General features: G+C 67.6%; 14 protein-coding genes. 7 read left to right on the top strand and 7 right to left on the bottom strand.

What is annotated here, in order from left to right:
• Nucleotides 1-47: 47 nt before the first annotated feature.
• On the top strand, nt 48-1,823 hold the full coding sequence (locus FK527_RS03240) for a xanthine dehydrogenase small subunit (protein WP_144729648.1): 1,776 nt from the start codon (nt 48-50) through the stop codon (nt 1,821-1,823).
• On the top strand, nt 1,820-4,225 hold the full coding sequence (gene xdhB, locus FK527_RS03235; RefSeq protein WP_144729646.1) for a xanthine dehydrogenase molybdopterin binding subunit: 2,406 nt from the start codon (nt 1,820-1,822) through the stop codon (nt 4,223-4,225). Before FK527_RS03240 ends, xdhB begins: the two co-directional genes overlap by 4 nt.
• Nucleotides 4,226-4,267: 42 nt before the next feature.
• On the opposite strand, the gene FK527_RS03230 is transcribed toward xdhB, so the two are convergent.
• Together FK527_RS03230 and FK527_RS03225 are read right to left on the bottom strand one after the other, a co-directional pair.
• Nucleotides 4,268-6,625, bottom strand: coding sequence for a sensor domain-containing diguanylate cyclase (locus FK527_RS03230; RefSeq protein WP_246072649.1), 2,358 nt, complete (start codon nt 6,623-6,625; stop codon nt 4,268-4,270).
• A 239-nt stretch (nt 6,626-6,864) separates the two neighbouring features.
• Complete coding sequence (locus FK527_RS03225; RefSeq protein WP_114484158.1) at nt 6,865-7,488, bottom strand: Crp/Fnr family transcriptional regulator; 624 nt, start codon at nt 7,486-7,488, stop codon at nt 6,865-6,867.
• 238 nt (nt 7,489-7,726) lie between these two features.
• On the opposite strand from FK527_RS03225, the gene FK527_RS03220 reads away from it, so the two are divergent.
• Entirely contained in the window at nt 7,727-8,752 is a 1,026-nt protein-coding gene (locus FK527_RS03220) for a porin (RefSeq protein WP_144729644.1), read from the top strand.
• A 34-nt stretch (nt 8,753-8,786) separates the two neighbouring features.
• Here FK527_RS03220 and FK527_RS03215 read toward each other — a convergent pair whose 3' ends face one another.
• A complete protein-coding gene (locus tag FK527_RS03215) occupies nt 8,787-10,136 on the bottom strand; it encodes a glycerate kinase type-2 family protein (protein ID WP_144729642.1) in 1,350 nt (449 codons plus the stop codon).
• A gap of 209 nt (nt 10,137-10,345) precedes the next feature.
• Between FK527_RS03215 and FK527_RS03210 the strand changes: the two genes are divergently transcribed.
• On the top strand, nt 10,346-12,217 hold the full coding sequence (locus FK527_RS03210; protein ID WP_246072648.1) for an EAL domain-containing protein: 1,872 nt from the start codon (nt 10,346-10,348) through the stop codon (nt 12,215-12,217).
• Nucleotides 12,218-12,243: 26 nt separating this feature from the next.
• Here the strand turns inward: FK527_RS03210 and FK527_RS03205 are convergent, their stop codons facing one another.
• The 3 genes from FK527_RS03205 to FK527_RS03195 are packed head-to-tail and all read right to left on the bottom strand — an operon-like array spanning nt 12,244 to nt 18,182.
• The gene (locus tag FK527_RS03205; protein WP_144729640.1) at nt 12,244-13,674 is read right to left on the bottom strand and encodes an efflux transporter outer membrane subunit; all 1,431 of its coding nucleotides are present in this window, start codon (nt 13,672-13,674) and stop codon (nt 12,244-12,246) included.
• Between the two features lie 3 nt (nt 13,675-13,677).
• Nucleotides 13,678-16,824 (bottom strand): efflux RND transporter permease subunit, encoded by a 3,147-nt coding sequence (locus FK527_RS03200; RefSeq protein ID WP_144729638.1) that lies wholly within the window; start codon nt 16,822-16,824, stop codon nt 13,678-13,680.
• Nucleotides 16,825-16,856: 32 nt separating this feature from the next.
• Entirely contained in the window at nt 16,857-18,182 is a 1,326-nt protein-coding gene (locus tag FK527_RS03195; RefSeq protein WP_144729636.1) for an efflux RND transporter periplasmic adaptor subunit, read from the bottom strand.
• Between the two features lie 219 nt (nt 18,183-18,401).
• Here FK527_RS03195 and FK527_RS03190 point away from each other — a divergent pair, with 219 nt between their 5' ends.
• Nucleotides 18,402-19,082, top strand: coding sequence for a TetR family transcriptional regulator (locus FK527_RS03190; protein ID WP_144729634.1), 681 nt, complete (start codon nt 18,402-18,404; stop codon nt 19,080-19,082).
• Here FK527_RS03190 and FK527_RS03185 read toward each other — a convergent pair.
• Nucleotides 19,063-20,343: a urate hydroxylase PuuD gene (locus tag FK527_RS03185; protein WP_144729632.1), complete on the bottom strand. Its 1,281-nt coding sequence runs from the start codon at nt 20,341-20,343 to the stop codon at nt 19,063-19,065. The two genes, FK527_RS03190 and FK527_RS03185, sit on opposite strands and share 20 nt — an antisense overlap.
• A 195-nt stretch (nt 20,344-20,538) precedes the next feature.
• Here FK527_RS03185 and serS point away from each other — a divergent pair, with 195 nt between their 5' ends.
• The gene (gene serS, locus FK527_RS03180; protein WP_144729630.1) at nt 20,539-21,852 is read left to right on the top strand and encodes a serine--tRNA ligase; all 1,314 of its coding nucleotides are present in this window, start codon (nt 20,539-20,541) and stop codon (nt 21,850-21,852) included.
• 290 nt (nt 21,853-22,142) lie between these two features.
• Nucleotides 22,143-23,543 carry an esterase-like activity of phytase family protein gene (locus FK527_RS03175; protein ID WP_144729628.1) on the top strand — a complete coding sequence of 467 codons (1,401 nt, stop codon included), beginning with the start codon at nt 22,143-22,145 and terminating at the stop codon, nt 23,541-23,543.
• Nucleotides 23,544-23,613: the final 70 nt, after the last annotated feature.

Below are 23,613 nucleotides of genomic sequence, written 5' to 3'. Positions count from 1 at the left end.
GCAGAGCATAGACCGCTTTTCCCTTTCGTTGTCTAGATTCACTCCCCATGAACACCCGCCCCTTACGCTTCGTGCGCCGTGGCCAGTTGGTCAGGCTGGCGCATGTGCCGCCCGAGCGCACCTTGCTCGACTTGCTGCGCGAAGACCTGGGGCAGACCGGCACCAAAGAGGGCTGCGGCGAGGGCGACTGCGGCGCCTGCACCGTGGTGCTGGCCGAGCTGCACGAGGGGCGGCTGCGCTACCGCGCCGTGAACAGCTGCATTCGGCTTGCGCATTCGATCGACGGCCTGGCGCTGTGGACGGTGGAAGACCTGACGCGCGACCCGCTGCTGCGCCGTGCGTGCGCCGCTGCCGATCCCCAAACCGAGGCGCGGGGCGATGCCTGCAGCCCCGAGCACCCTGCGCACCCGATTGCGGCAGCCGCTGCGCCTGGCGCCCAGGGCGCTGTAGGCGCGGCGTCCAGCGCCGATCTGCACCCCGTGCAGCAGGCGATGCTCGAATGCCACGGCTCGCAGTGCGGCTTTTGCACGCCGGGTTTCGTGATGAGCCTGTTCGGGCTCTACCAAAACCAGATCGCTGCCAGCCCTGCGGAGCGCGGGGGGGCAGCAGTCACGCCGGAACAGGCGCTCGAGGCGCTCTCGGGCAACCTGTGCCGCTGCACCGGCTACCGCCCCATTTTGCAGGCCGCGCAGCGCATGGGCACGCTGCCCGCCGTGGCTTTCGACGAAGCCGAATTGCTACGTCTATTGGAGCTGCTTGCGCAGGAGGATAAAGGGCTGGAAGGCAATTTTGCTTATGAAACGCCGCGCACCCTGCCGGCCCTGCTAGCGGCGCGCGCGGCGCGGCCCGAAGCGCAGGTGGTGGCCGGCTGCACCGACGTGGGCCTGTGGGTGACGCAGCAGCAGCGGCGCTTTGCGCAGGTGCTCGATGTCACGCGCGTGCCCGCATTGCGCCGCATAGACTGGCACGCCGACCTGATCGCCATCGGCGCGGCGGTGACGCTCACCGATGCGTTTGCCGCGCTGGCGCAGCAGTGGCCGCAGCTGCACGATTTTGGCGCGCGCTTTGCGGGGCTACCGGTGCGCAACGCGGGCACGCTGGGTGGCAACGTGGCGAACGGCTCGCCGATCGGCGATTCGATGCCGCTCTTGATCGCGCTGGGCGCGCAGCTCGTGCTCGCGAGCACGCGCGGCGAGCGCCTGCTCGCCATCGAAGACTTTTACACCGGCTACCGGCGCACCCAGCTCGCGCCCGACGAATTGTTGGTGCGCATCCTGGTGCCGCGGCCACCCGCCGCGTCGTCCGCGCCGGGTGCTCACAACTCGCACGGTGCGCCCGGTGCGCAGGATGCTCCCGGTGCTCCCGGTGCGCCCGGTGCAGCGCCGGACACGGCGCAGCTTCTGCGCGCCTACAAGGTCTCCAAGCGCTGGGAGGACGACATCTCGGCCGTGTGCCTCGCGCTGCAGGTCGAAGTCGCAGAGGGCGTGGTGCAGCGCGTGCGCATAGGCGCGGGCGGCGTCGCGGCCACGCCCGCACGGGCGCGGGCCACCGAGGCCGCGCTGCTCGGCCAGCCCTGGACGCAGGCCACCCTAGACACCGCCGCGCACGCCCTGCAAACAGAGTTCACGCCCTTGTCCGACCTGCGCGCGAGCAGCAGCTACCGCCGCGCCGTGCTTGGGCGCTTGCTGCAGCGCTTTTGGCTGGAAAGCCAACCCGAACATCAAGACGAAAATGGGCCCCAGTGCCCGCCCCATCTCCATCAGCAGCTACCAAGTCTGGAGCATCACTACCTGCCGCCGCTGTTGCAGGAGGTCGCGCGATGAAGCCCGCTACGCTGCCTGCCGCGGCTTCTGCCGCATCCTTGCCGATGTCCCTCAGCCCCGCGCTGGGCCAGCCCTGGCCGCACGAAAGCGCGCGTGCCCAGGTCTGCGGCGCGGCGCCCTATGTCGATGACCTGCCCGAGACCAAGGGCACGCTCTACGCCGCGCCCATCGTCTCGCCGTGTGCGCACGGGCTGCTGCGCGGCATCGACGCGGCACCCGCGCTCGCGCTGGCCGGCGTGCACGGCGTGGTGCTCGCGGGCGACCTGCCCGGCGACCTGTGGCTGCCCACGCCCGCGCGCGATGAGCCCATTTTTGCGCACGAGCGCGTGCAGTACCTGGGCCAGGTGCTGGGGCTGGTGGTGGCGGACAGCCCGGCGCAGGCGCGGCGCGCGGCGCGTGCGGTGCAGCCAGACATTGCGCCGCTGCCCGCGATCCTCACACTGGAGCAGGCGCTGCAGGCGCAAAGCTACGTGCTGCCGCCCGTCACGCTGCGCCGCGGCGATGCGGCGGCGGCGCTGGCGGCGGCCCCGCATCGCCTGCGCGGGCGCTTCGAGGTCGGCGGGCAGGAGCACTTTTACCTCGAAGGGCAGATCGCCTACGCGCTGCCGCTCGAGCAAGGCCAGTGGCTCGTGCATTCGAGCACGCAGCACCCCGCCGAAGTGCAGCACTGGGTCGCGCACGCACTGGGGCTCGCGCAGCACGCGGTGCGCGTGGAGTGCCGGCGCATGGGCGGCGGCTTTGGCGGCAAGGAGACGCAGGCCGGCCAGATCGCCGTGTGGGCGGCGCTGGCCGCGCACAAGTTCGGCCGCCCCGTGAAGCTGCGGCTCGCGCGGCGCGAGGACTTTCTCATCACCGGCAAGCGCCACCCTTTCGCCTACGAATACGAGGTGGGCTTCGACGACACCGGGCGCATCCAGGGCCTGCGGCTGCAAATGGCGGCCAACTGCGGCTTTTCGGCCGACCTCTCGGGCCCGGTGGCCGACCGCGCGGTGTTCCACTGCGACAACGCCTACTACCTGAGCGACGTGGAAATCACCTCGCTGCGCTGCAAGACGCACACGCAAAGCCACACGGCCTTCCGCGGCTTTGGCGGGCCGCAGGGCATGCTCGCGATCGAGGCCATCCTCGGGGACATCGCGCGCGCGCTGGGGCGTGACGCGCTCGACGTGCGCCGGCGCAACCTCTACGACCCCGACCCGACCGCGGGGCGCCACACCACGCCCTACCAAATGGCGGTGGAAGACAACATCCTGCCGCAATTGCTCTCACAACTGGAGCTGTCTGCGCAGTACCGACGCCGGCAAGAGGCCATTTTGGCCTGGAATCGCACGCAGCCCGTGCTGCGCCGTGGGCTCGCGCTCACGCCGGTCAAATTCGGCATCAGCTTCACGGCCACGCAGTTCAACCAGGCGGGCGCGCTGGTGCATGTCTATACCGACGGCAGCGTGCAGGTCAACCACGGCGGCACCGAGATGGGGCAAGGGCTGCACACCAAGGTGGCGCAGATCGTCGCCGACGCGCTGGGCGTGCCGCTTGGCCGCGTGCAGGTGACGGCCAGCGACACCGCCAAGGTGCCCAACGCGAGCGCCACGGCCGCGTCGAGCGGCACCGACCTCAACGGCCGCGCCGCGCAGGACGCCGCACGCCAGGTGCGCACGCGCCTGGCGGCGCTGGTGGCGCAGCTCGACGGCTGCCACCCCGAGCAGGTGCGCTTTGCCGACGGCCAGGTGCACTCGCCCACGCAGCAACGCAGCTTCACGGCGCTGGTGCAGCTCGCCTACGCGCAGCGCTTGCAGCTGTGGAGCGACGGCTTTTACCGCACGCCCAAGATCCACTACGACAAGCACACGCTCACGGGCCGGCCGTTTTACTACTTCGCCTACGGCGCGGCCTGCACCGAGGTGGCCATAGACACGCTCACGGGCGAGAGCCGCGTGCTGCGCGTGGACATCCTGCACGACGTGGGCCGCAGCATCAACCCGGCCATAGACCGCGGCCAGATCGAGGGCGGCTTCGTGCAGGGCATGGGTTGGCTCACGACCGAGCAGCTCGTGTGGAACGACGCCGGCGCCCTGAGCACCTGCGCGCCCAGCACCTACAAAATCCCCGCCGCGGGCGACGTGCCCGCGCAATTCCACGTGGACTTGTGGCCAGAGCCCAACCGCGAGGACAACGTGGGCGGCAGCAAGGCCGTGGGCGAGCCGCCCTTCATGCTCGCGCTCAGCGTCTATGAGGCGCTGCGCAATGCCATCGCCGCCGCTCCAGGTGCAGCGGGCGCAGCGGGCGCAGAGGGTATTGCGGGTGCGGCGGCCAGCCCCTTCGCCGCACAGCCGCTGCGCCTCGACGCCCCGGCCACGCCCGAGCACATCCTGCGCGCGCTCGGGGCTTTGGCATCGGACTGAAGCAGCTGGGTTAAGCCCCGATTGTTCAATGGACGACCTGGGTCAAGCTTGCCGCGCCCGCAGGCCGCGCGTCAGAGCCGCGTCGCCGCGATCTTGCAGCACCGGCTGAGTGCGCACGCAGTTGCGCCCGGCGCGCTTGGCCTCGTAGCAGGCCATGTCGGCGGCGTGCAGCACGGTGCGCAGGTCGTGCCAGTGCGCCTCGGCCAGCGGCACCAGCCCTATGCTCACGCTGAGCGTGAAGCCGTGCCCGTGGTAGGCGGCTTCGAGCCCCTGCACCGCGGCGCGCAGCTGCTCGGCCACGGCCTGGCCACGCGCGAGCGAGCAGCGCGGCAGCACCACGCCGAACTTGTCGCCGCCCAGACGCGCAGCCCAACCGCTGTGGCGCACCTGGCTGTCGATGAGCCGCGCGACATGGCGCAGCACGTCGTCGCCCGCGCCGTGGCCCGCGACTTCATTGACCAGCGTGAGGTGGTCCAGGTCCAGAAACAGCAGCACGCCCGCCTCGGCCGGATCGAAGCCCGCGTGCACCACGGCCACATTGCCTGACCGTGCCGCGACCTGGGCCGCCTGGCCGCGCTCTGCCAGCAGCAGGCCCAGGCGCTGCTCGAAGCTCGCGCGGTTGCACAGCTGCGTGAGCGCGTCGTGCGTGCGCTCCCACTCCTGCTGGTGGCGCACCTCGCGCAAGGCGGTGATGTCCTCGAACAGCCACAGGATGCCTGCCTCGGCATCGCCTGCCTGTATGGGCCGCGCCTGCACGCGCGCCCACATCAGGCTGCCGTCCTTGCGCAGGAAACGCGCCTCGCCGTCGAGCACGCCGTGGGCGGCAAACTCGGTCTGCACACGCGCGCGCCAGTGCGCATAGTCGGCATCGCTCGCATGCAGGCGGCGTACCGAGCGGCCCTGCAACTCGTGCACGCCGTAGCCGAGCAACTGGCACGCCTGGCGCCCGAGCAGCTGCAAAACGCCCTGGCGCGAGACCGCGATGCCCACGGGGGCATGCGCCAAAATGGCCTGCAGCTGCGCCGCGAGCGCATCGCCGCGCTGCCACTGGCGCAAACCCTCTTGCTGCAAGCGCTGCAGCCAGGCCGCCAGCGCGTCCACCTCATCCGCTGCGGCCGCAGCACCGGTGCCACTCCCTAGGAGCCTGTCGGACTTTGGAATCGTCGGCTGCGAATGCGCCGCAGCGGCCCATTTTTTACCGTCTTCTTGCCCCATAGCACCACTATGAGGCGGCGAATCCGGCAAAAACTGGCCTCGCCGGGGCGCATTCTCGCTTTCGACGCCCAAAGTCCGACAGGCTCCTGGCTGCGCTGCCTGCGCAGCAGGCCCGGGCTGCAGGAAAACCGCGCCCGGCGCAGCCGCTTCAGGCAGACCATCGAGGTGCCGCAGCACGCGCTGCGCCGCGCACCCCAGGCGCGCGAGTGGCTGCGCAAGCCAGGCCATCAGCCCCACCAGCAGCAAGCCACACAAGCCCAGCATGGCCACTGCAGCCTGCCCTGCGCCGCGGCGCAGGATCGCCCCCGCGCTGAGCAGATCGGGCACGGCGCGCACGCGCGCCAGGCTCCACTGCGGCAGCGGCATGTCCGCACAACTCGCCAGGTACCCAGCCTGCACCTGCGCATGCGCATGCCCCCCAAGCGCTGCCGGCGCGCACGCGGCAGCGGGCGCAAAGCCCGCCTCGTCGCGCACGCTGCCGAGCACGCGGGCCGCATTGGTGTGGAAAAGAATGCGGCCCGCGCGCGTGAACACCAACAGCCGCGCCTGCCCTTGCTGGGACACTGCGGCCACAGCGGGCGCGAACAAGGCCTGCGATTGCAGCGGCACGCTGGCGCCCAGCGCGCCCAGCACCTGCCCGTTCGCCCCCAGCAGCGGCAGGCTGAATGCCATGCGCGCCGCTGCCGGCCCGCTGGCAAGCACCTCGCCGATCTGCGCCCTGGCCTCGCGCACTGCGCGTTGCAAGAGCGCGCGCTCAGCGGCGCTGGCTTCGTCTGGACCGAGCTCGTCCTCGCCTTGGGGCGCCGCACCGCTGTCGCGCACCGTGCCGGCCTGGGGCGCTTGCAAGTGCAGGAGCACGGTGCCGTCCGGGCGCGCCACCGTCATGGTGCTGAACCAGGGCGCGGCCGCGAGTTCCTGCTGCAGCGCGCGCTGCAGCGCCGCGGGCTGCGCGAGCAATTGCGGCGTGATGCGCGTGGCTGCGCCGCGCAGCTGCTTTTGCACCTGCTCGATCTTGCCCGCGAAAAGCCGTGCCAGCAGATCGACCTCGTCGCTTTGCTGGCGCGCGAGCTGCTGCAGGGCATCTTGTTGCACGTACCGCGCCACGAGCCAGGCACTGGCGGCACCCGCGAGCACGAGCAGCACCAGCGCCACGCCGATCAGGCGCAGCACCAGGGTGCCGGGCATGCTCCAAGCGGGGCCACCGCCCGCGCGGACGGCGGACGGCGGCACGGAGATTGATTGCGCAGCAAGGGGCATCAGGCCACCTTCGGCGCAAAAACCGTGTCCGCAAACGCCCGAACGAAGGGAAAATCAAACATTTGGGGCATCCACGCGCCTCGAACCGCGGGCGCATGGATACCAGCATACGCAGCCGCAGCGCGCGTGTAACCTGGGTAGAACCCGAACCCCGCCCTGCGGGCCGCTCAGCCGCCCGCGACCGATTGCAGGGCGTGCGGCTGCGGCAGGTTGAGCACGTTGCCCGTGCCGGCAATCAGCCCATGCTCGCGCAGGTGGCGCAGGATGCGCGAAAAAGTCTCGGGCGCGATGCCCAATTGCGCGGCGATGATGCGCTTGCGCTCTTGCAGGGTCACGCGCAGGGTGCCGTTGGGTTCGGGCTGCGCGTGCTGCAGCAGCCATTGCGCGCAGCGCGCCTCGGCGTCCTGCGCCAGGCGGCTCACGGCCAAGTCCGTCTGCCGACGGCAGGCGGCGGCCATGTCGTGCAGCAAGGCGCGCGCAGGCTCCGGCAGCGCGGCGCAACCTTGCTGGAACGCATCCAAAGGCAAGCGGCGCACCTGCACCGCAGTTTCGGCCACCATATCGACCGCGCAGTGCTTGCCAAGCAAGGCATCGGCCGCGTCCAGCCAGCACGGCCCTTCGACCAGCCCCAGACGATGGCGCAACTCGCCTTGTTCGCACACGCCGAGCACCACGCGGCCGCTATCGAGGTGCAGCACCGAATCCAGGTGCTCGTGGCGTTGGCGCAGCATGTCGCCCGCAGCCGCCGTTTCGGCTTCCGAAGGAAGGGGGAACAGGGTGGATGACAGCATGGTGCCGACTGTGCCGCGCCGCGCCACCGCCCGTGTTGAGCAAAATCAAATGGTGCCGCCTATCCGGCCGCCCGCACTTGCGGCGCCAATGGCATGCACCAGCTTGCAGCGGCATGAGAATTGCTCTAATCCGCAGGGCCGCTTTTTGTGTCCGGTGCATTGCCGGGAGGCGGCCATGGCTCGTGCGCCGGTGTCACACCAACCATGCCGGTGTTCATTTTTTCCAGGAGGGTTATCCATGAAAAAGAATCTCGTCACCCTGGCCGCCGCGCTGCTGTGCGCCGCTGCCGCCCAGGCCCAAAGCTCCGTGCAAGTCACGGGCCTGCTCGATGCCTACGTGGGCTCCATGCGCTACGCGGGCGACGCCGAGCGCACCAGCACCGTGGGCAGCGGCGGCTTGACGACCTCGTGGTTCGGCTTCAAGGGCAGCGAAGACCTGGGCGGCGGGCTCAAGGCCAACTTCGCCCTGACGGGCTACATGCGCATGGACACGGGCGAGGCCGGTCGCTTCCCGAACGACCCCTTCTTTTCGCGCGATGCCAATGTGGGGCTCTCGGGCAGTTTTGGCGCGGTGACGCTGGGACGCGGCCTGGCGCCCAACTTCCTGCCCTCGGTGATCGCCAACCCCTTGGGCGACTCGTTCACCTTCGCGCCGCTGATCCTGCACATGAACGTGCCGCTGTTCAACGCCTCGCACTGGCAAGCCACCACACCTTCTGACACCGGCTGGTCGAACGAGATCATCTACACCACGCCCGACTTCTCGGGCCTGAAAGCCAATCTGCACTACCAGTTCGGCGAAGTGGCAGGCAGCAACGGCAAGAAGAACGTCGGCGTCAACGCGCTGTATTTCAACGGCCCGCTCACGCTCACGGCGTTTTACGAGCACGACCAAATCAGCAACCCCGCCCCCACCACCTACTTCGGCACGACCAAGAAGGACTGGATGCTCGGCGGCGCGTACGACTTCAGCATCGTCAAGGCTTACCTCACGTATGGCGAGGCCAAGTCCGACGACAGCCCCATCAAGGCCAAGACCACGCAGGTCGGCGCCTCGATTCCGCTCGGCGGGCCGGGCAAGGTGCTGGCCTCGTGGGCGCAGACCAAGCTCACGGACGTGGACCTCAAGCGCAAGACCTTCACGATCGGCTACGACTACAACCTGTCCAAGCGCACCGACGTGTATGCCATGTTCATGAACGACCGCATCACGGACCAGGACACCGGCAACAGCTTCGGCATCGGCATGCGCCACAGCTTCTGACGCCCACAGGCCCGCTTCCAGCGCGTATTTGCGCTCAGCGCACCAAAATCGCGCGAAAGTCGTTCACGTTGGTGTAGGTCGGGCCGGTCACGAGCAGATCGTCCAGGACTGAAAAGAATCCCCAGGAATCGTTGCGCGCAAGGTGCTCGGCCACGCGCAGACCGGCGCGTGCGGCGCGGTCGAGCGTGTCCGGCGCCACCCAGGCGCCCGCGTTGTTCTCGCTGCCGTCCATGCCGTCGGTGTCGGCCGCGAGCGCCCAGATGTTCGGCGCGCCCTGCAGCGCCTGCGCGAGCGCGAGGCAAAACTCGCCCGCGCGCCCGCCGCGCCCCGGCAAGGCGCCCGCGGGGCGCGGGTGCACCGTCACCGTCGTTTCGCCGCCCGACAAGAGCACGCAAGGCGCGGCAAACGGCGCGCCGCGCTGCGCCACCGTGCGCGCCAGCGCCGCGTGCACCTTGGCCACTTCATGCGACTCGCCTTGGACTTCATCTGACAGCACATGCGCGGCGATCCCCGCGCTGCGCGCCGCCTGCGCCGCGGCCTGCAGCGCCTGCCAGGGCGTGGCGACGAGGCGCACGGTGTTTTTGGCAAAGGCCGCAGCGCCGGGCTTTGGGGTTTCGAGCGCGCCGCTTTCCAGCCCTTGGCGCACCGCCTGCGGCAGCGCGATGGCGTAACGCCGCACGATTTCGAGCGCCTCGGCGCAGGTGCTCGCATCGGGCACGGTGGGGCCGCTCGCGATCACGGCGGGGTCGTCGCCGGGCACGTCGCTGATCGCGAGCGTGCACACCGGCGCCGGCGCACATGCGAGCGCCAAGCGCCCGCCCTTGATGCGCGAAAGGTGCTTGCGCACGCAGTTCATCTCGGCAATGTTCGCGCCGCTCGCAAGCAACTCGCGGTTGATGCGCTGCTTGTCCTGCAGCGTCAGCCCCTCCACAGGCAGCGCAAGCAGCGCCGAGCCGCCGCCCGAGACGAGGAACAGCACGAGGTCATCGTCCGTGAGGCGGCTTTGCTGCACGAGCGCCAGCATGCGCTGCGCGGCCACCTCGCTCGCGGCATCGGGCACGGGATGCGCGGCCTCGATCACTTCGATGCGCTGCGGCACACCCGCGGGCCGCGGCGGAATGTGGCCGTAGCGCGTCACGACCAGGCCCGACAGCGGCGCATCCGCAGGCCACAGCGCTTCGAGCGCCTGCGCCATCGCACCCGCCGCCTTGCCCGCGCCGAGTACCAGCGTGCGCCCGCGCGGCGGCGCCGGCAAGGCAGCCGCGAGCCCGTGCAAGGGCTGGGCGCTGCGCACCGCGGCCTCGAACAAGGCCTGCAAAAAGGCATGCGGACGGGTGTGCGGATCAGGCAGCGGCGGGGAAAGAGGGGCGCTTTGGTCTGGCATGGCACGCCTCGTGGCTGGCAAACACGTTGAAGTCTGCCCAAAAAGAGGGGGGTTCACAATCGAAATGATAGCTGCCTACGCTTTATATAAAAGCATAAATGCCGTTTTTCTTTATGAAAAAATCATCAAAAACAATAGCATCTGGCGGACCGCCATATTCCCGTCATCGACGGAGATTATGGTTTCGTCCCTGCCCCTGCCCCGCTCTCATGACCCAGATACCACCGTCCGCCCGGCATGCGGCCATGCTGACCCTGCTCTCCCCTGCGCTGCGCCACGGCACGGGGGTGCTGGCGCGTCTGGTGCGCGCGAGCGCGCTGCACTGCGTGTTCCAGCCCTTGGGCGACTTGCGCGCGGGCGGGGTGTATGCCCACGAGGCCTTGATTCGCGGCCCGCGGGATACGGCCTGGCACACGCCCATAGCGCTGCTGGAGCAGGCACAGCGCGAGCACGTGCTGGCCGACTTCGAGCTGTTTTGCATCTTCACGGCGCTGCGCGACTGGGCGGCCACGCACCCGCCCGGCACCGCGCCGGGGCGCCTGTTCGTCAACATCAGCGCCGACGCGCTGGTGCTGGGCGTGTCCATTTTCGGCGCCAAGCTCGCCCAGGCGGTGCGCAGCATGGGGAGCAAGGCGCGCATGCTGGTGCTCGAAGTCACCGAACACGAGCGCGTGACCGACATGGCCATGCTGCGCGCAGCCGTCAAGACCGTGCACGCCTGCGGCATACGCCTGGCGCTCGACGACTTCGGCGATGGCCGCTCGAGCCTGCGCCTATGGTCCGAGGTCAAGCCCGACTTCGTGAAAATCGACAAGCATTTCATCCACGCCATCAGCGCGCACCCCGAAAAGCTGCAGATGCTGCAGGCCATCAAAGGCATCGCCGAGATGTTTGGCACACAGCTGATCGCCGAAGGCATCGAAACCCGCGAAGACCTGCACGCCCTGCGCGATCTGGACATCCCTTTCGGCCAAGGCTGGCTGCTGGGCCGCCCGGCGCAAGCGCCGCGCGCGCGCCTGGATGATGAGGCGCTGGCCGTGCTGAAAGACCGGCACGTAGCCGTGCTGCCCCATTTGGGACAGACGGCCCGCCCCGGCATTCTGCGCAGCCTCCCCCTGGTGCAGGCGCCGGCTGTCAGCCCCGACACGAGCAACGACGCCGTCGCCGCGCTGTTCCACGCGCACCCGACCCTGCACGCCTTGCCCGTGATCGAAGGCACGCACCCCATCGCACTGGTCAACCGCCTGCAGTTCATGAACCGCTACGCCACGCTCTACTTCCGCGAGGTCCATGGCCGCAAACCCTGCCTGGCATTCGCCAATCCATCACCGCGCGTGGTCGAGCTCGACTGTGACGTGGAGCAGCTCATGGGCATCCTCACCGCGCAGGATCAGCGCTACCTCAACGATGGCTACATCGTGACCGACAATGGCCGCTATCTGGGCCTGGGCACGGGCGCCCAGCTGGTGCGCGCCGTCACGGAAACGCGCATTGAGGCCGCGCGCCACGCCAATCCCCTGACCTTCCTGCCCGGCAACATCCCCATAAGCCTGCACATACAGCGCCTGCTCGACAACGGCACCGAATTCACGGCCTGCTACGCCGACCTGAACCACTTCAAGCCCTTCAACGACTACTACGGCTACTGGCGCGGCGACCAGATGATCCGCCTGCTGGCCCGGCTGGCCACGGCGCACTGCGACCCGCGCCGCGACTTCGTCGGGCATGTGGGGGGCGACGACTTCGTGCTGCTGTTCCAGAGCGGCGACTGGCTGCAGCGCTGCGAGAACCTCGTGGCGGAGTTCGCGCGCGAGGCCCTCTTGCTGTTCGACGAGGCCGCGCGCCAGGCCGGGGGCATCTACGCCGAGGACCGTGACGGCGTGCGCCGCTTCTTCCCTTGCACCACCTTGTCGATTGGTGTGGTGCGCATCGCGCCGGGCGCGCTGCGCCGCGCCGAAGACGTGGCCAACCTGGCCGCTATGTCCAAGCACGATGCCAAGCTGGCAGCCAGCGGCATCGCCGTGCGCGCTGGCCCCACAGCGGCAGCGCAAACCGACCCGGAGCTGGCGCGCGCAGCCTGAGAGGCTGAGCGCGCGGGGCACCCCGCTCAGTTTTTCGCCACGGGCGTATCCGCTTCGCTCCAGCCGCCGCCCAGCGCCTTGTAGAGCAGCACCTGGTTTTGCCGCTGCGCAAGCTGTGTTTGCGCGAGCGCCTGCTGCGCCGCGAACAGCGTGCGCTGCGCGTCTAGCAGTTCGAGGTGGCTGGCCACGCCGCTGCGGTAGCGCTGGTCGGACAGGCGGTAACTGGCCAGCGCAGCATCGACCTGCTGCTGCAGCGCGCGCACCTGGTCGCCCAGCGTGGCGCGGCCCGCGAGCGCGTCGGAGACTTCGCGGAACGCCGTTTGTATGGCTTTTTCGTACTGCGCCACCGCGATCTCGCGGCCCGCGCGGGCGGAATCGAGCCCGGCCTGGTTGCGCCCGGCGTCGAAGATGGTCAGCAGAGTCTGGTTGGCCTGCGTCCACACCCAGGTGCCGCCGCTGAACAGGTCGGAGAGCTGGTTGCTCGCATTGCCCGTGGAGGCCGTGAGCGCAATGCGCGGGAAGAAGGCCGCGCGCGCCGCGCCGATGTTGGCGTTGGCCGCGATCAGCTGCTGCTCGGCCTGGCGGATGTCCGGGCGGCGCGTGAGCAGGTCGGACGGCATGCCCGCAGGCACATCGACGAATTGCACGCCTTGCTGCGTGTCGAGCAGCTGCTCGGGCACGCTTTGGCCCACGAGCAGGGTGAGCACGTTGTAGTCGAGCGCACGCTGACGCCTTTGCTGCGCCAGCGTGGCGCGCGCCGTGGCGGCGAGCGATTCGGCCTGGCGCAGGTCGAGCTCGGACGCCACGCCCTGCTCGAAGCGCATGCGGATGAGCTTGAGCGATTCTTCGCGCGTGGCCAGCGTGCGCTCGGTCAACGCGAGCAGCTCGTCGTCGGTCTGCAGGCTCAGCCAGGTGCTCACGACCGAGGCGACCAGGCTGGTCTGCACGGCATTGCGCGCCTCTTGCGTGGCAAAGAACTGCGCGAGCGCCGCCTCCTTGAGGCTTTGCAGGCGCCCGAACAGGTCGATCTCCCAGCTCGCCATGGTCAGGCCCACGGTGTAGGCGTGCGCCATGTTGCCGTTGGCGCCGGGCTGGTAGCTGCCCGTCAGGCCCGCGCTGACGGTGGGCAATTGGTTCGCGCGGTTGATCTGGTATTGCGCCCGCGCTTGCTCTATCGTGAGCGCGGCGACGCGCAGGTCGCGGTTGTTGGCGAGCGCCAATTCCACGAGGGCGCGCAGGCGCGCATCGTTGACGAAGTCCTGCCAGCGGATGTCCGCTGCCAGCGGCTTGGCCGCGTCGGCCACGGGCGCTGCAGCGCCGCCGGGTACGCTGGGCCACTGCGGCGCCACGGGCGCGGCGGGGCGCTCGTAGGTCGGAATCAAAGAGCAGGCGCTGAGCCCCAAGGCCAGCAGGGCCGCAGTCCAGCGCAAGCGGGGCGCGAAAACGGTCGAAGCCATGGTTCAGTTTTCCTTGTGTTCAGCGGTGCTGGCCGGGGCGGCCTGCCCAGGGCGCGGCTCACCCTTGAACAGGCTGCGCACCACGACGAAGAAGGTCGGCACGAAAAAGATCGCCAAGAAGGTGCCGGTGATCATGCCGCCGATCACGCCCGTGCCGATCGCGCGCTGGCTGGCCGAACTCGCTCCGGTCGCGATGGCCAGCGGCACCACGCCGAGGATGAAGGCCATGGAGGTCATCAGGATCGGCCTGAAGCGCAGGTGTGCCGCCTGCAGCGCGGCGTCGAACACGCTGCGCCCCTCGGCCTGCAAGTCCTTGGCAAATTCGATGATCAGAATCGCGTTTTTCGCCGACAGGCCAATGATGGTCACGAGGCCGACCTGGAAATACACGTCATTGGGCATGCTGCGCATGAGCACCGCGAGCAGCATGCCCAGCACGCCCAGCGGCACCACCAGCATCACCGAGAACGGGATCGACCAGCTCTCGTACAGCGCGGCCAGGCACAGGAACACCGCCAGGATGGCGAACGCATAGAGCACGATGGCCTGCGCGCCGGCGATCTTTTCCTCGCGCGACTGGCCCGTCCACTCGAAGCCGAAGCCCGCGGGCAGTTGCGCTGCCAGGCGCTCCATCTCGGCCATGGCCTGCCCCGTGCTGTAGCCCGGCGCGGCGTTGCCCGCGATGCGCATCGACGGGTAGCCGTTGTAGCGCACCGTCTGCATGGGGCCAGTCACCCAGCGCGTCGTGGCAAAGGTGGAAAACGGCACCAGATTACCCTTGCTGTTGATGGCGGTGAGCTTGAGGATGTCTTCAGGCTGCATGCGCGCAGGGGCATCGGCCTGCACGACGACGCGCTGCATGCGCCCCGCGTTCGGAAAATCGTTGATGTAGGACGAGCCGAAAGCCACCGAGATGGCGTTGTTGATGGCTGCAAAGCTCACGCCCTGCGCGCTCGCCTTGTCGCGGTCTATGTCCACCTGCAGCTGCGGCGCGTCTTCGAGGCCGTCGGGGCGCACGGCGGTGAGCACGGGGCTCTTCATGGCCATGCCCAGGAGCTGGTTGCGCGCATTCACGAGCGCGTCGTGGCCATTGCTGCCGCGGTCCTGCAAACGAAATGCGAAGCCCGTGCTGTTTCCGAGTTCGGGAATCGGCGGCGGACTCAGCACGAAGATGAAGGCGTCACGAATTTTCGAGAATGCCGCCATGCTGCGCCCTACGATGGCTTCGACGCTATGCGCGGCACCGGGCCGCTCGGCCCAGTCCTTGAGCGTGACGAAGGCGATGCCGGCGTTTTGCCCACGCCCCGAGAAGCTGAAGCCTTGCACGGTCACGATGTTGTCCACCTCGGGCTGCTTGAGCATGAAGTCCTCGATCTGCTTGACCACAACACCGGTACGGCTGTCGGCCGCGCCCGGCGGCAGCTGGATGTTCACCAGCGCATAGCCCTGGTCTTCATTGGGCAAAAAGGAAGTGGGCAGGCGCAGATACAGCAACCCAACAGCCGCCACCAGGGCCACATAGACGACCATCATGCGGCCGCCGCGGTGCAGGAGCTTGGCCACCCAGCCTTCGTAGCGCTTGGCGCTGCGGTTGAAGCTGCGGTTGAACCAGCCGAAAAAGCCTTTTTTCTCGTGGTGGTGCCCGGCCTCGACGGGCTTGAACAGCGTGGCGCACAAAGCCGGCGTGAGCGAGAGCGCGAGAAAGGCCGAAAAAGCGATGGACACGGCCATCACCGCCGAAAACTGGCGGTAGATGTTGCCGACAGAGCCCGCAAAGAACGCCAGCGGCAAAAACACCGACACCAGCACCACGGTGATGCCGACCACGGCGCCCGAGATCTGCCCCATGGCCTTGCGCGTGGCTTCGCGCGGCGGCAGGCCCTCTTCGCTCATGATGCGCTCGACGTTTTCCACCACCACGATGGCGTCGTCCACCACGATGCCGATCACCAGCACCATGCCGAACATGCTCAGCACGTTGATCGAAAAGCCCATGGCCAGCAAGGCGCCGAAAGTGCCCAGCAACGCCACCGGCACGACAATGGTCGGAATCAAGGTGTAACGGATGTTCTGCAGGAACACGAACATCACGATGAACACCAGCACGATGGCTTCAAACAGCGTTTGCACCACCTTCTCGATCGAGATCGAGACGAACTTGGAGCTGTCGTAGGGCAGGCTCCAGCGCACCCCTTTGGGGAAATACTTTTCCAGCTCCTGCAGCCGCGCGCGCACCATCTTGGCCGACGCGAGCGCGTTGCCGCTGGGCGAGAGCTGTATGCCAATGCCCGCGGCCGGCTTGCCGTTGAGGCGCGCCGAAGTCATGTAGGCCTCGACGCCGAGCTCGATGCGCGCCACGTCCTTGAGCCGCACCGCGGAGCCGTCGGGGTTGGCGCGCAGCACGATCTTGCCGAACTGCTCCACCGTGCTGAGCTGCCCTGGCACTACCACGGTGGCGGTGATGGTTTGCTCTTTCAGATTGGGCATGTTGCCCAGACTGCCCGAAGACACCTGCGCGTTCTGCGCCTGAATGGCGGCGGCGATGTCGGCGGTTGAGACGTTGTAGCCCTGCATCTTTGCCGGGTCTATCCACACGCGCATGGAGCGCTCCGCGCCGAACAGCTGCACCTGCCCGATGCCGGGCACGCGCTGCAGCTCGGGCACCACGTTGCGCGCCGCATAGTCGGTCAGGTCATAAAGCGTGACGTCCGGCGAATCGGACGAAAGCATTGCGAACTGCAGGAAGTTCGAGCGCGACTTGTCCACCTTCACGCCCTGCTGGGTCACCGCCGCAGGCAGGCGCGGCGTGGCGCGCGAGAGGCGGTTTTGCACGTCCACCTGCGCCATGTCGGGGTTGATGCCGGGCTCGAAACTCAGCGTCAGCGTGCCCGTGCCGTCGGCCTGGCTCACGGCCTCCATGTAGGCGAGGCCGGTGGCGCCGTTCATCTCGCGCTCGACCACGGCGATCACGCTGTCTTCGAGCGTCTGCGCGGACGCACCGGGGTAGGTAAATGACACCACGATGCTCGGTGGCGCCACCGTGGGGTACTGCGCCACGGGCAGCTGCGTGATCGACACGCCACCCAGCACCATGATGAAAATGGCAACCACCCAGGCAAAAATCGGGCGGTCAATGAAGAACTTGGGCATGAAGAGCGCTCCTCTTGGTTAGCGACTGGCGCTCACTGGCGCGCCGCAGCGGGAGCGCTGGCCGCACTGGCCGCACTGGCCGGGGAGGAGCTTGGCGCTGCCGGCGCGCCGGAGGCTGCGACCGCGCTGGCCCCGGCGCCACCCGCCGCGGCGGCTTGCCAGGGCACGGCCTTCACGGGGGTGCCCGGCGGCAGCATCATCAACTTCTGGAAGCCGTCCACCATGACCTGCTCGCCCGCCTTGAGGCCGTCTAGCACCACCCACTGGTTGCCGCGCGCCGCACCGACTTTGACCTTGCGTGGGCTGAGCTTGCCGTCGGGGCTGACCACCGTGACCGTGTCGCCCTGCTGCGTGCGCGTGACGGCCTGCTGCGGCACCGTGATGCCGTTGGGCAACTGCGCCTGCTCGACGCGCACGCGCACGTACAGGCCTGGCAGCAGCTCACCCTTGGGGTTGGGCACCTCGGCGCGCAGGGTGATCTGGCCCGTGGCCTGGTCCACCGTCAGGTCCGAAAACAGCAGTTTGCCGGGCTGGGCGTATTCGCTGCCGTCTTCGAGCACGATGCGCACACGCGCCGCGTTTTCATTGCCCACGCGCTGCAGCTGCCCCGCCGCCATGGCGTTGCGCAGCTGCATGACTTCGGTGGCCGATTGCGTGAAGTTGACGTACACGGGGTTGATCTGCTGGATCACGGCCAGTTGCGTGGCCTCCCCCTGCCCCACGAGCGCGCCTTCCGTCACGAGCGCGCGCCCGATGCGGCCCGCAATCGGCGCCGTGACGCTCGCGTAGCCCAGGTTGATGCGCGCGGTCTGCACGGCGGCCTTGCCCGCGGCCACGTCAGCCTCGGCCTGCTTTTGCGCCGCCGCGGCGTTGTCGTAATCCTGCTTGCTCACGGCGTTCACGGCCACGAGCGGCTTGTAGCGCTCGGCCAGCGCCGTGGCCTGCAGCAAATTGGCCTGCGAGCGTGCCAGCGTGGCCTCGGCACTTTGCAGCGCGGCCTGGTAGGGTGCGGGGTCGATCGCGTAGAGCAGCTCGCCCGCCTTGACGTCGCTGCCTTCACGGAACAGCCGCTTTTGCACGATGCCCGCCACGCGCGCGCGCACCTGTGCGATGCGGAAAGCCTCCACGCGGCCGGGCAGTTCGGTCACCAAGCCGACTTCGCCGGGCTGCACCGTGACCACGCCCACTTCAGGCGGCGGGCGCTGGGCACCGGCGCCGGCAGGCGCCTCGGGCTTGCCGCAGGCACTCAACAGCACGGTGGCACACACCGCCATCGCCACGAGCCCGGCGCGCAAACGCCACACTGGCGCCGCGGAGAAAAACGGTAGAACAGTCTGGGCATGTCGCAAGGCAGGCATGGTGTTCCTTCGATAAAAAAATCAGACGTTCGCCCCGCCAGAAAACCCGGCGAGCACGACTCAAAAGGGGAAAAATGTTGCAGTCCCAGGCCATGCATCCCGCGTGCCAAGCGAGCGCCTGTCCATCAGCCTGGTCGCGGCATGAAGCGGCGCAGTATATATACATCCGCGAATGTATGTATATTCGCCCGATCGGCACGCACTGTGGAGGGTTTTTTGATGGCAAGACGCACCAAGGCCGACGCGCAGGCCACGCGGGAGAGCTTGCTCGATGCTGCCGAACAACTGTTTCAGGCGCGTGGCGTTTCGCGCACCTCGCTCAACGACATCGCCGTGGCCGCACACGCCACGCGCGGCGCGATCTACTGGCACTTCAAGGACAAGGCCGACCTCGTCAACGCCATGATGGAGCGCGTGAGCCTGCCACTCGAACAAATGCTCGCGCACGAACAGCTCGTGCAGGCGCAAGACCCGGTGGCCGAACTGCACGCCGCGATGCTCGAGGTGCTGCACCTGATCGCCACCGACGCACAAACGCGGCGCGTGCTGCAGATCGCCACGCACAAGGTCGAATACGTCGATGAACTCGGCGCCGTGCAGTCGCGCCACCTGCGCGTGCACGCCGAGTGCCTGCAGCGCAACCGCCAGACGCTGGCAAAAGCCTTCGCAGTGCGCGCCGTCACCCCCCCCGTGCCGCTCGACACCGCCGTGCTCGGGCTGCAGGTGCTGCTCGAAGGGCTGGTCAACCAGTGGCTGCTCGACCCTGCGGGCTTCGACCTTGTGCAGGCCGGCAGCGCCACGCTCGACGTGTACCTCGCGGGCCTGGGCCTGCCGCGCAAGCCCACGCCAGCCACAGCGCCAGCGCCAGCCATGCATGCGCTCAAGGATGCACGCGCGTAGCTGCATCGCTGCCTGCCGCGCCGTCCGCCGCGCCCGTCTTGCTCGCCGCGCCCGCCGTGTACCACCGCGCGATGAGCGCGCGTTCGGCCTCGGTCATCTGCGTGGCATTGTTCATGGGCATGCGTTTTTCCACCACCACCTGCTGGTAGATCGCCTGCGCGTGCTGGCGCAAGCTGCCCGGCAGGTCCAAACGCAAACCCTTCATCTGCACCTGCGCGCCATGGCAAGACACGCAGCGCTGCTGCACGATGGCCTCCACTTTTTCAGCATCATTTTGGCCTCCAGTGCTTGATGCGCTTGCACTAGCAGCTATCAAAACAGGATCATCCGAAGCCTGCGGCCGCAGCCACCACACCAGGGCCGCAAGCACGGCCACGCCCACGAGCGCATACGGCAGCGGATGGCGATTGCGCCCGAGCTTGTAGCCGTGGCGCAGCACGAAAAACTGGCGGATGCTCGCGCCCGCGAACATCATGAGCACGAGCACCAGCCAGTTCTGCGGGTGGCTCCACAGGAAGCTGTAATGCCCGCTGAGCATCGCGAACACCACCGGCAGCGTGAAATACGTGTTGTGCACGCTGCGCTGCTTGCCGCGCAAGCCGTGCAGCGGATCGACCGGCTGCCCCGCGCGCAGCGCCGCCACCATCTTGCGCTGGCCCGGAATGATCCAGAAAAACACGTTCGCGCTCATGCCCGTGGCGAGCATCGCGCCCACGAGCAAAAAGGCCGCGCGCCCGGCAAACCAATGGCAGGCCAGCCAGGCCGCCGCCGCGACGAGCACGAGCACCAGCGCGCCGACGATGGCGTCGCCGCGCGGGCGCTGCCCCCAGATGCGACAGATGGCGTCGTACAGCAACCAAAACACCACCAGAAAGCCCAGCGCCAGCGCCACGGCCTGCGCCGGCGGCCAGTCCATGCGCGACTTGTCGATCAGATAGGTGCCCGCATTCCACAGATACGACACCGTAAAGAGCGCAAAGCCGCTGAGCCAGGTGCTGTAACTTTCCCAGAAAAACCAATGCAGGTGCGCGGGCAGCTGCGGCGGCGCGACGCTGAACTTCACCGGGTGGTAAAAGCCCCCGCCGTGCACGGCCCACAACTCACCGCTCACGCCCTGGCGGCGCAGTTCCTCGTCCTGCGGCGGCGTGAGGCTGCTGTCGAGAAAGACGAAATAAAACGACGACCCTATCCAGGCGATCGCCGTGACCACGTGCAGCCAACGCAGCAGCAAATTGGCCCAGTCGAGCAGGTAACTTTCCATGTGCGGCACACCTTAGAACCTGCTCACCACCGCGGGCGCTCTGAGCAGCACTCGAAAAACGGCCGCGCTTTCTGAATCTTGAGACACTGAACGATTCAGGCACCGCTGCGACCGCGCCTGCGAGTGTATGCACGAAGCGTTCCCGCAACGGCGCACGCCACGGTGCGGCTGCAGCCAAGCCCTAAAATCCCGCGCATGCTCGACCTCCTCCTCCTCCGCAAAGACCTGCCCAGCGCCATCGCCCGGCTCGAAACGCGCAAAAAACCCCAACCCTTCCTCGACGTGGCCGCCTTCCAGGCGCTCGAAGCCGAGCGCAAAACGCTGCAAACGCGCACCGAAGAGCTGCAGGCGCGGCGCAACAGCCTTTCCAAACAGATCGGCCAGCAAAAGGCACGGGGCGAGAACGCCGACACGCTCATGGCCGAGGTCGCGCAGCTCAAGGACGAACTCGAGCGCTCCGCCACGCGCCTTGAGCACATCCAGACTGAGCTGCACGCGCTGCTGCTCGCCGTGCCCAACCTGCCGCACGCAAGCGTGCCCGTGGGGGCGGACGAGAGTGCCAACGTCGAAGTGCGCCGCTGGGGCACCCCGCCGCAGTTCGACTTCACGCCCAAAGACCACGTCGATGTCGGCACGCCGCTGGGGCTGGACTTCGAAACCGGCGCCAAACTCTCGGGCGCACGCTTTTCTGTCATGAAAGGCCCGCTCGCGCGCCTGCACCGCGCGCTCGCCCAGTTCATGCTCGACCTGCAAACCGGCGAGCATGGCTACACCGAGTGCTACGTACCGTACATCGTCAACGCCGACTCGCTCTTGGGCACTGGCCAATTGCCCAAGTTCGCAGGTGACCTTTTTGCCGCGCAAAAAGGCGGGCAGGATGCCGATCCCACGCCCGAGCAGGCCGCGCTCTACCTCATTCCCACAAGCGAAGTACCACTCACCAACTTCGTGCGCGACACCGTGCTCCTTGAGAGCGAGCTGCCGCGCAAACTCACCGCGCACACCCCCTGCTTTCGCTCCGAAGCCGGCAGCCACGGCCGCGACACGCGCGGCATGATCCGCCAGCACCAGTTCGACAAAGTCGAGCTCGTGCAGATCGTGCACCCCGAAAAAAGCGATGAAGCGCTCGAAGCCATGACACGCCACGCCGAGGCCGTGCTGCAGCGCCTGGGCCTGCACTACCGCGTCATGAGCCTATGCACCGGCGACCTGGGCTTTGGCGCCGCCAAGACCTACGACCTCGAAGTCTGGCTGCCCGGCCAGAACACCTTCCGCGAAATCAGCTCGGTGAGCAATTGCGAAGCCTTTCAAGCGCGCCGGCTGCAGGCCCGCTTCAAAAATGCGCAAGGTAAAAACGAACTGGTGCACACGCTCAACGGCTCGGGCCTCGCCGTGGGCCGCACACTCGTCGCCGTGCTCGAAAACTACCAGCAAGCCGACGGCAGCGTGACGATTCCTGAAGTGCTGCGGCCTTACATGGGTGGCGTGGCAGTGCTGGCAGCGGCGTAGTCGCAAACCCCGCCAGCTTGACTCAATCTGGCACCGACACAAAGCAATGGGCCCTCGGGCCCTTTGCTTTTTTGCAGCGTCCGTGCTGGGGATTGAAATGTAAAAATGATAGCTGCTAGCAGCTTTACCAGTAAGCGCTAGAGCCTGTTTTCATCATATTTTCATCCATCGTGGGCGGTCTACCTTGCCTGGGCATGTGGCGGGCCGCCCTGTCATCGTTTTTGTTCATTGGCCTGTCACATGCGGGTCGCACCATCGCGCGGTTCTTTCACTCACATTCATCATGTACCATGAAACTCCGTTTTGCTTGTGGCCTTTTTGTTACCAGCCTGCTGCTCGCCGCGTGTGGCGGCGGCAATGATGGCGACGGTTATATCTACCCGGGCAAGGATGGTGCGGCGCTGCCGTTCACCACGCTGCAGACCCTGAACAACGCCGACAAGACCGCCATCCGCAACGGCGGTTTTGGGTCTGCCATGGCACCGCACCCCACGCTGGCCGGGCACTTTTACGCACTGACGGACCGCGGACCCAACGCCGACCCGCTGCCGGGTGCCATCCCGGGCGGCAAGTTTTTTCTTGTGCCCACGTTCACACCACACATCGGCCTGTTCAAGCTGGACGACAAGGGCCAGGTCACGCTGGTGCGCACCGTGGCGCTGAAGGACCCTAAGGGTCGCTCCATCACCGGCCTGCCCAACTCGGCTTTTGGCTCCACCGGTGAAGTCGCCTATAACCTGGACGGCAGCAAAGTCACGCTGGACCCGGACGACGACGGTGTGCAGGGCTTTGATGAAAGCGGCCTGGACCCTGAAGGCCTGGTGGCCATGCCGGACGGCAGCTTCTGGCTGAGCGACGAATACGGCCCGCACATGGTGCACTTTGATGCCGGCGGCAAAGAAATTGAGCGTATCAACCCGTTTGCTGCCGACCCGCGCAACCGCGCAGGCCGCGTGTTGCCACCAGAGCTTGCCAAACGCTGGCCCAACCGCGGCATGGAGGGGCTGGCCATCACCCCGGACGGCAAGACGCTGGTAGGCATCATGCAGTCCAACCTATACAACCCCACTTCTGCCGTGGGCAGCATCAATCTCACGCGCATCGTCACCGTGCAGCTGGACACCGGCGCGCGCGCCCAGTACCTTTACAAGCAGGACGCAGCCGGGCTCGCCAACTCCGACATCGTGGCCCTGTCGGCCACCAGCTTTCTGGTGATCGAGCGCGACACCAAGTTCTTTGGCCGCGACACCGGCACCGTGCGCAAGAACCTCTACAAGATCGATATCTCCAAAGCCACCAACGTGGACGCCAGCAGCAGCACGCTGAACCACCCCGCCATTACCCGCGACACGGCCACCGGCCTCCTGGTCAACGGCAAGACGCTGGAACTGGTGGCCAAGGACGGCGGCACCGACAACAACTACGCGGCCGGTTGGACGGCCCTGGCCGACGTGGGCATCCAGCCCGCAGCCAAGACACTGGTGTACGACGCCGTCAAGGAGATGGCCTACCCGCACGACAAGATGGAAGGCCTGTGGGTCATCGACGCCAACCGCGTGGGCATCATCAACGACGACGACTTTGCCATCGAGCCTAACGGCACCGGCGGCGTGCGCCAGAAGGTGCTGGGCAACGGCAAGGAGGACGCGAACACCCTGTACGTGGTGAAGCTGGCAGCGCCGCTGTATTGACCGATGGGTGCCCGCTGCAAAAGTTATGCGGCTGAAGCAGAAGAAATCCGTTATCCGAATCTTGCTATAA

This window comes from Extensimonas perlucida (genome assembly GCF_007655255.1).
GTDB lineage: Bacteria > Pseudomonadota > Gammaproteobacteria > Burkholderiales > Burkholderiaceae_C > Extensimonas > Extensimonas perlucida.
Note: the sequence above shows the minus strand (reverse complement) of the source record. Positions and strands in the feature narration are given on the sequence as shown.

What these genes read in the sequence shown, in the direction of transcription:
- FK527_RS03215 (WP_144729642.1), bottom strand. Translation starts at nt 10,136, where the DNA reads ATGCCAGACCAAAGCGCCCCTCTTTCCCCGCCGCTGCCTGATCCGCAC.
- FK527_RS03225 (WP_114484158.1), bottom strand. Translation starts at nt 7,488, where the DNA reads ATGCTGTCATCCACCCTGTTCCCCCTTCCTTCGGAAGCCGAAACGGCG.
- FK527_RS03230 (WP_246072649.1), bottom strand. Translation starts at nt 6,625, where the DNA reads ATGCCCGGCACCCTGGTGCTGCGCCTGATCGGCGTGGCGCTGGTGCTG.
- xdhB (WP_144729646.1), top strand. Translation starts at nt 1,820, where the DNA reads ATGAAGCCCGCTACGCTGCCTGCCGCGGCTTCTGCCGCATCCTTGCCG.
- FK527_RS03175 (WP_144729628.1), top strand. Translation starts at nt 22,143, where the DNA reads ATGAAACTCCGTTTTGCTTGTGGCCTTTTTGTTACCAGCCTGCTGCTC.
- FK527_RS03240 (WP_144729648.1), top strand. Translation starts at nt 48, where the DNA reads ATGAACACCCGCCCCTTACGCTTCGTGCGCCGTGGCCAGTTGGTCAGG.
- FK527_RS03200 (WP_144729638.1), bottom strand. Translation starts at nt 16,824, where the DNA reads ATGCCCAAGTTCTTCATTGACCGCCCGATTTTTGCCTGGGTGGTTGCC.
- FK527_RS03195 (WP_144729636.1), bottom strand. Translation starts at nt 18,182, where the DNA reads ATGCCTGCCTTGCGACATGCCCAGACTGTTCTACCGTTTTTCTCCGCG.
- FK527_RS03220 (WP_144729644.1), top strand. Translation starts at nt 7,727, where the DNA reads ATGAAAAAGAATCTCGTCACCCTGGCCGCCGCGCTGCTGTGCGCCGCT.
- serS (WP_144729630.1), top strand. Translation starts at nt 20,539, where the DNA reads ATGCTCGACCTCCTCCTCCTCCGCAAAGACCTGCCCAGCGCCATCGCC.
- FK527_RS03190 (WP_144729634.1), top strand. Translation starts at nt 18,402, where the DNA reads ATGGCAAGACGCACCAAGGCCGACGCGCAGGCCACGCGGGAGAGCTTG.
- FK527_RS03185 (WP_144729632.1), bottom strand. Translation starts at nt 20,343, where the DNA reads ATGGAAAGTTACCTGCTCGACTGGGCCAATTTGCTGCTGCGTTGGCTG.
- FK527_RS03205 (WP_144729640.1), bottom strand. Translation starts at nt 13,674, where the DNA reads ATGGCTTCGACCGTTTTCGCGCCCCGCTTGCGCTGGACTGCGGCCCTG.
- FK527_RS03210 (WP_246072648.1), top strand. Translation starts at nt 10,346, where the DNA reads ATGACCCAGATACCACCGTCCGCCCGGCATGCGGCCATGCTGACCCTG.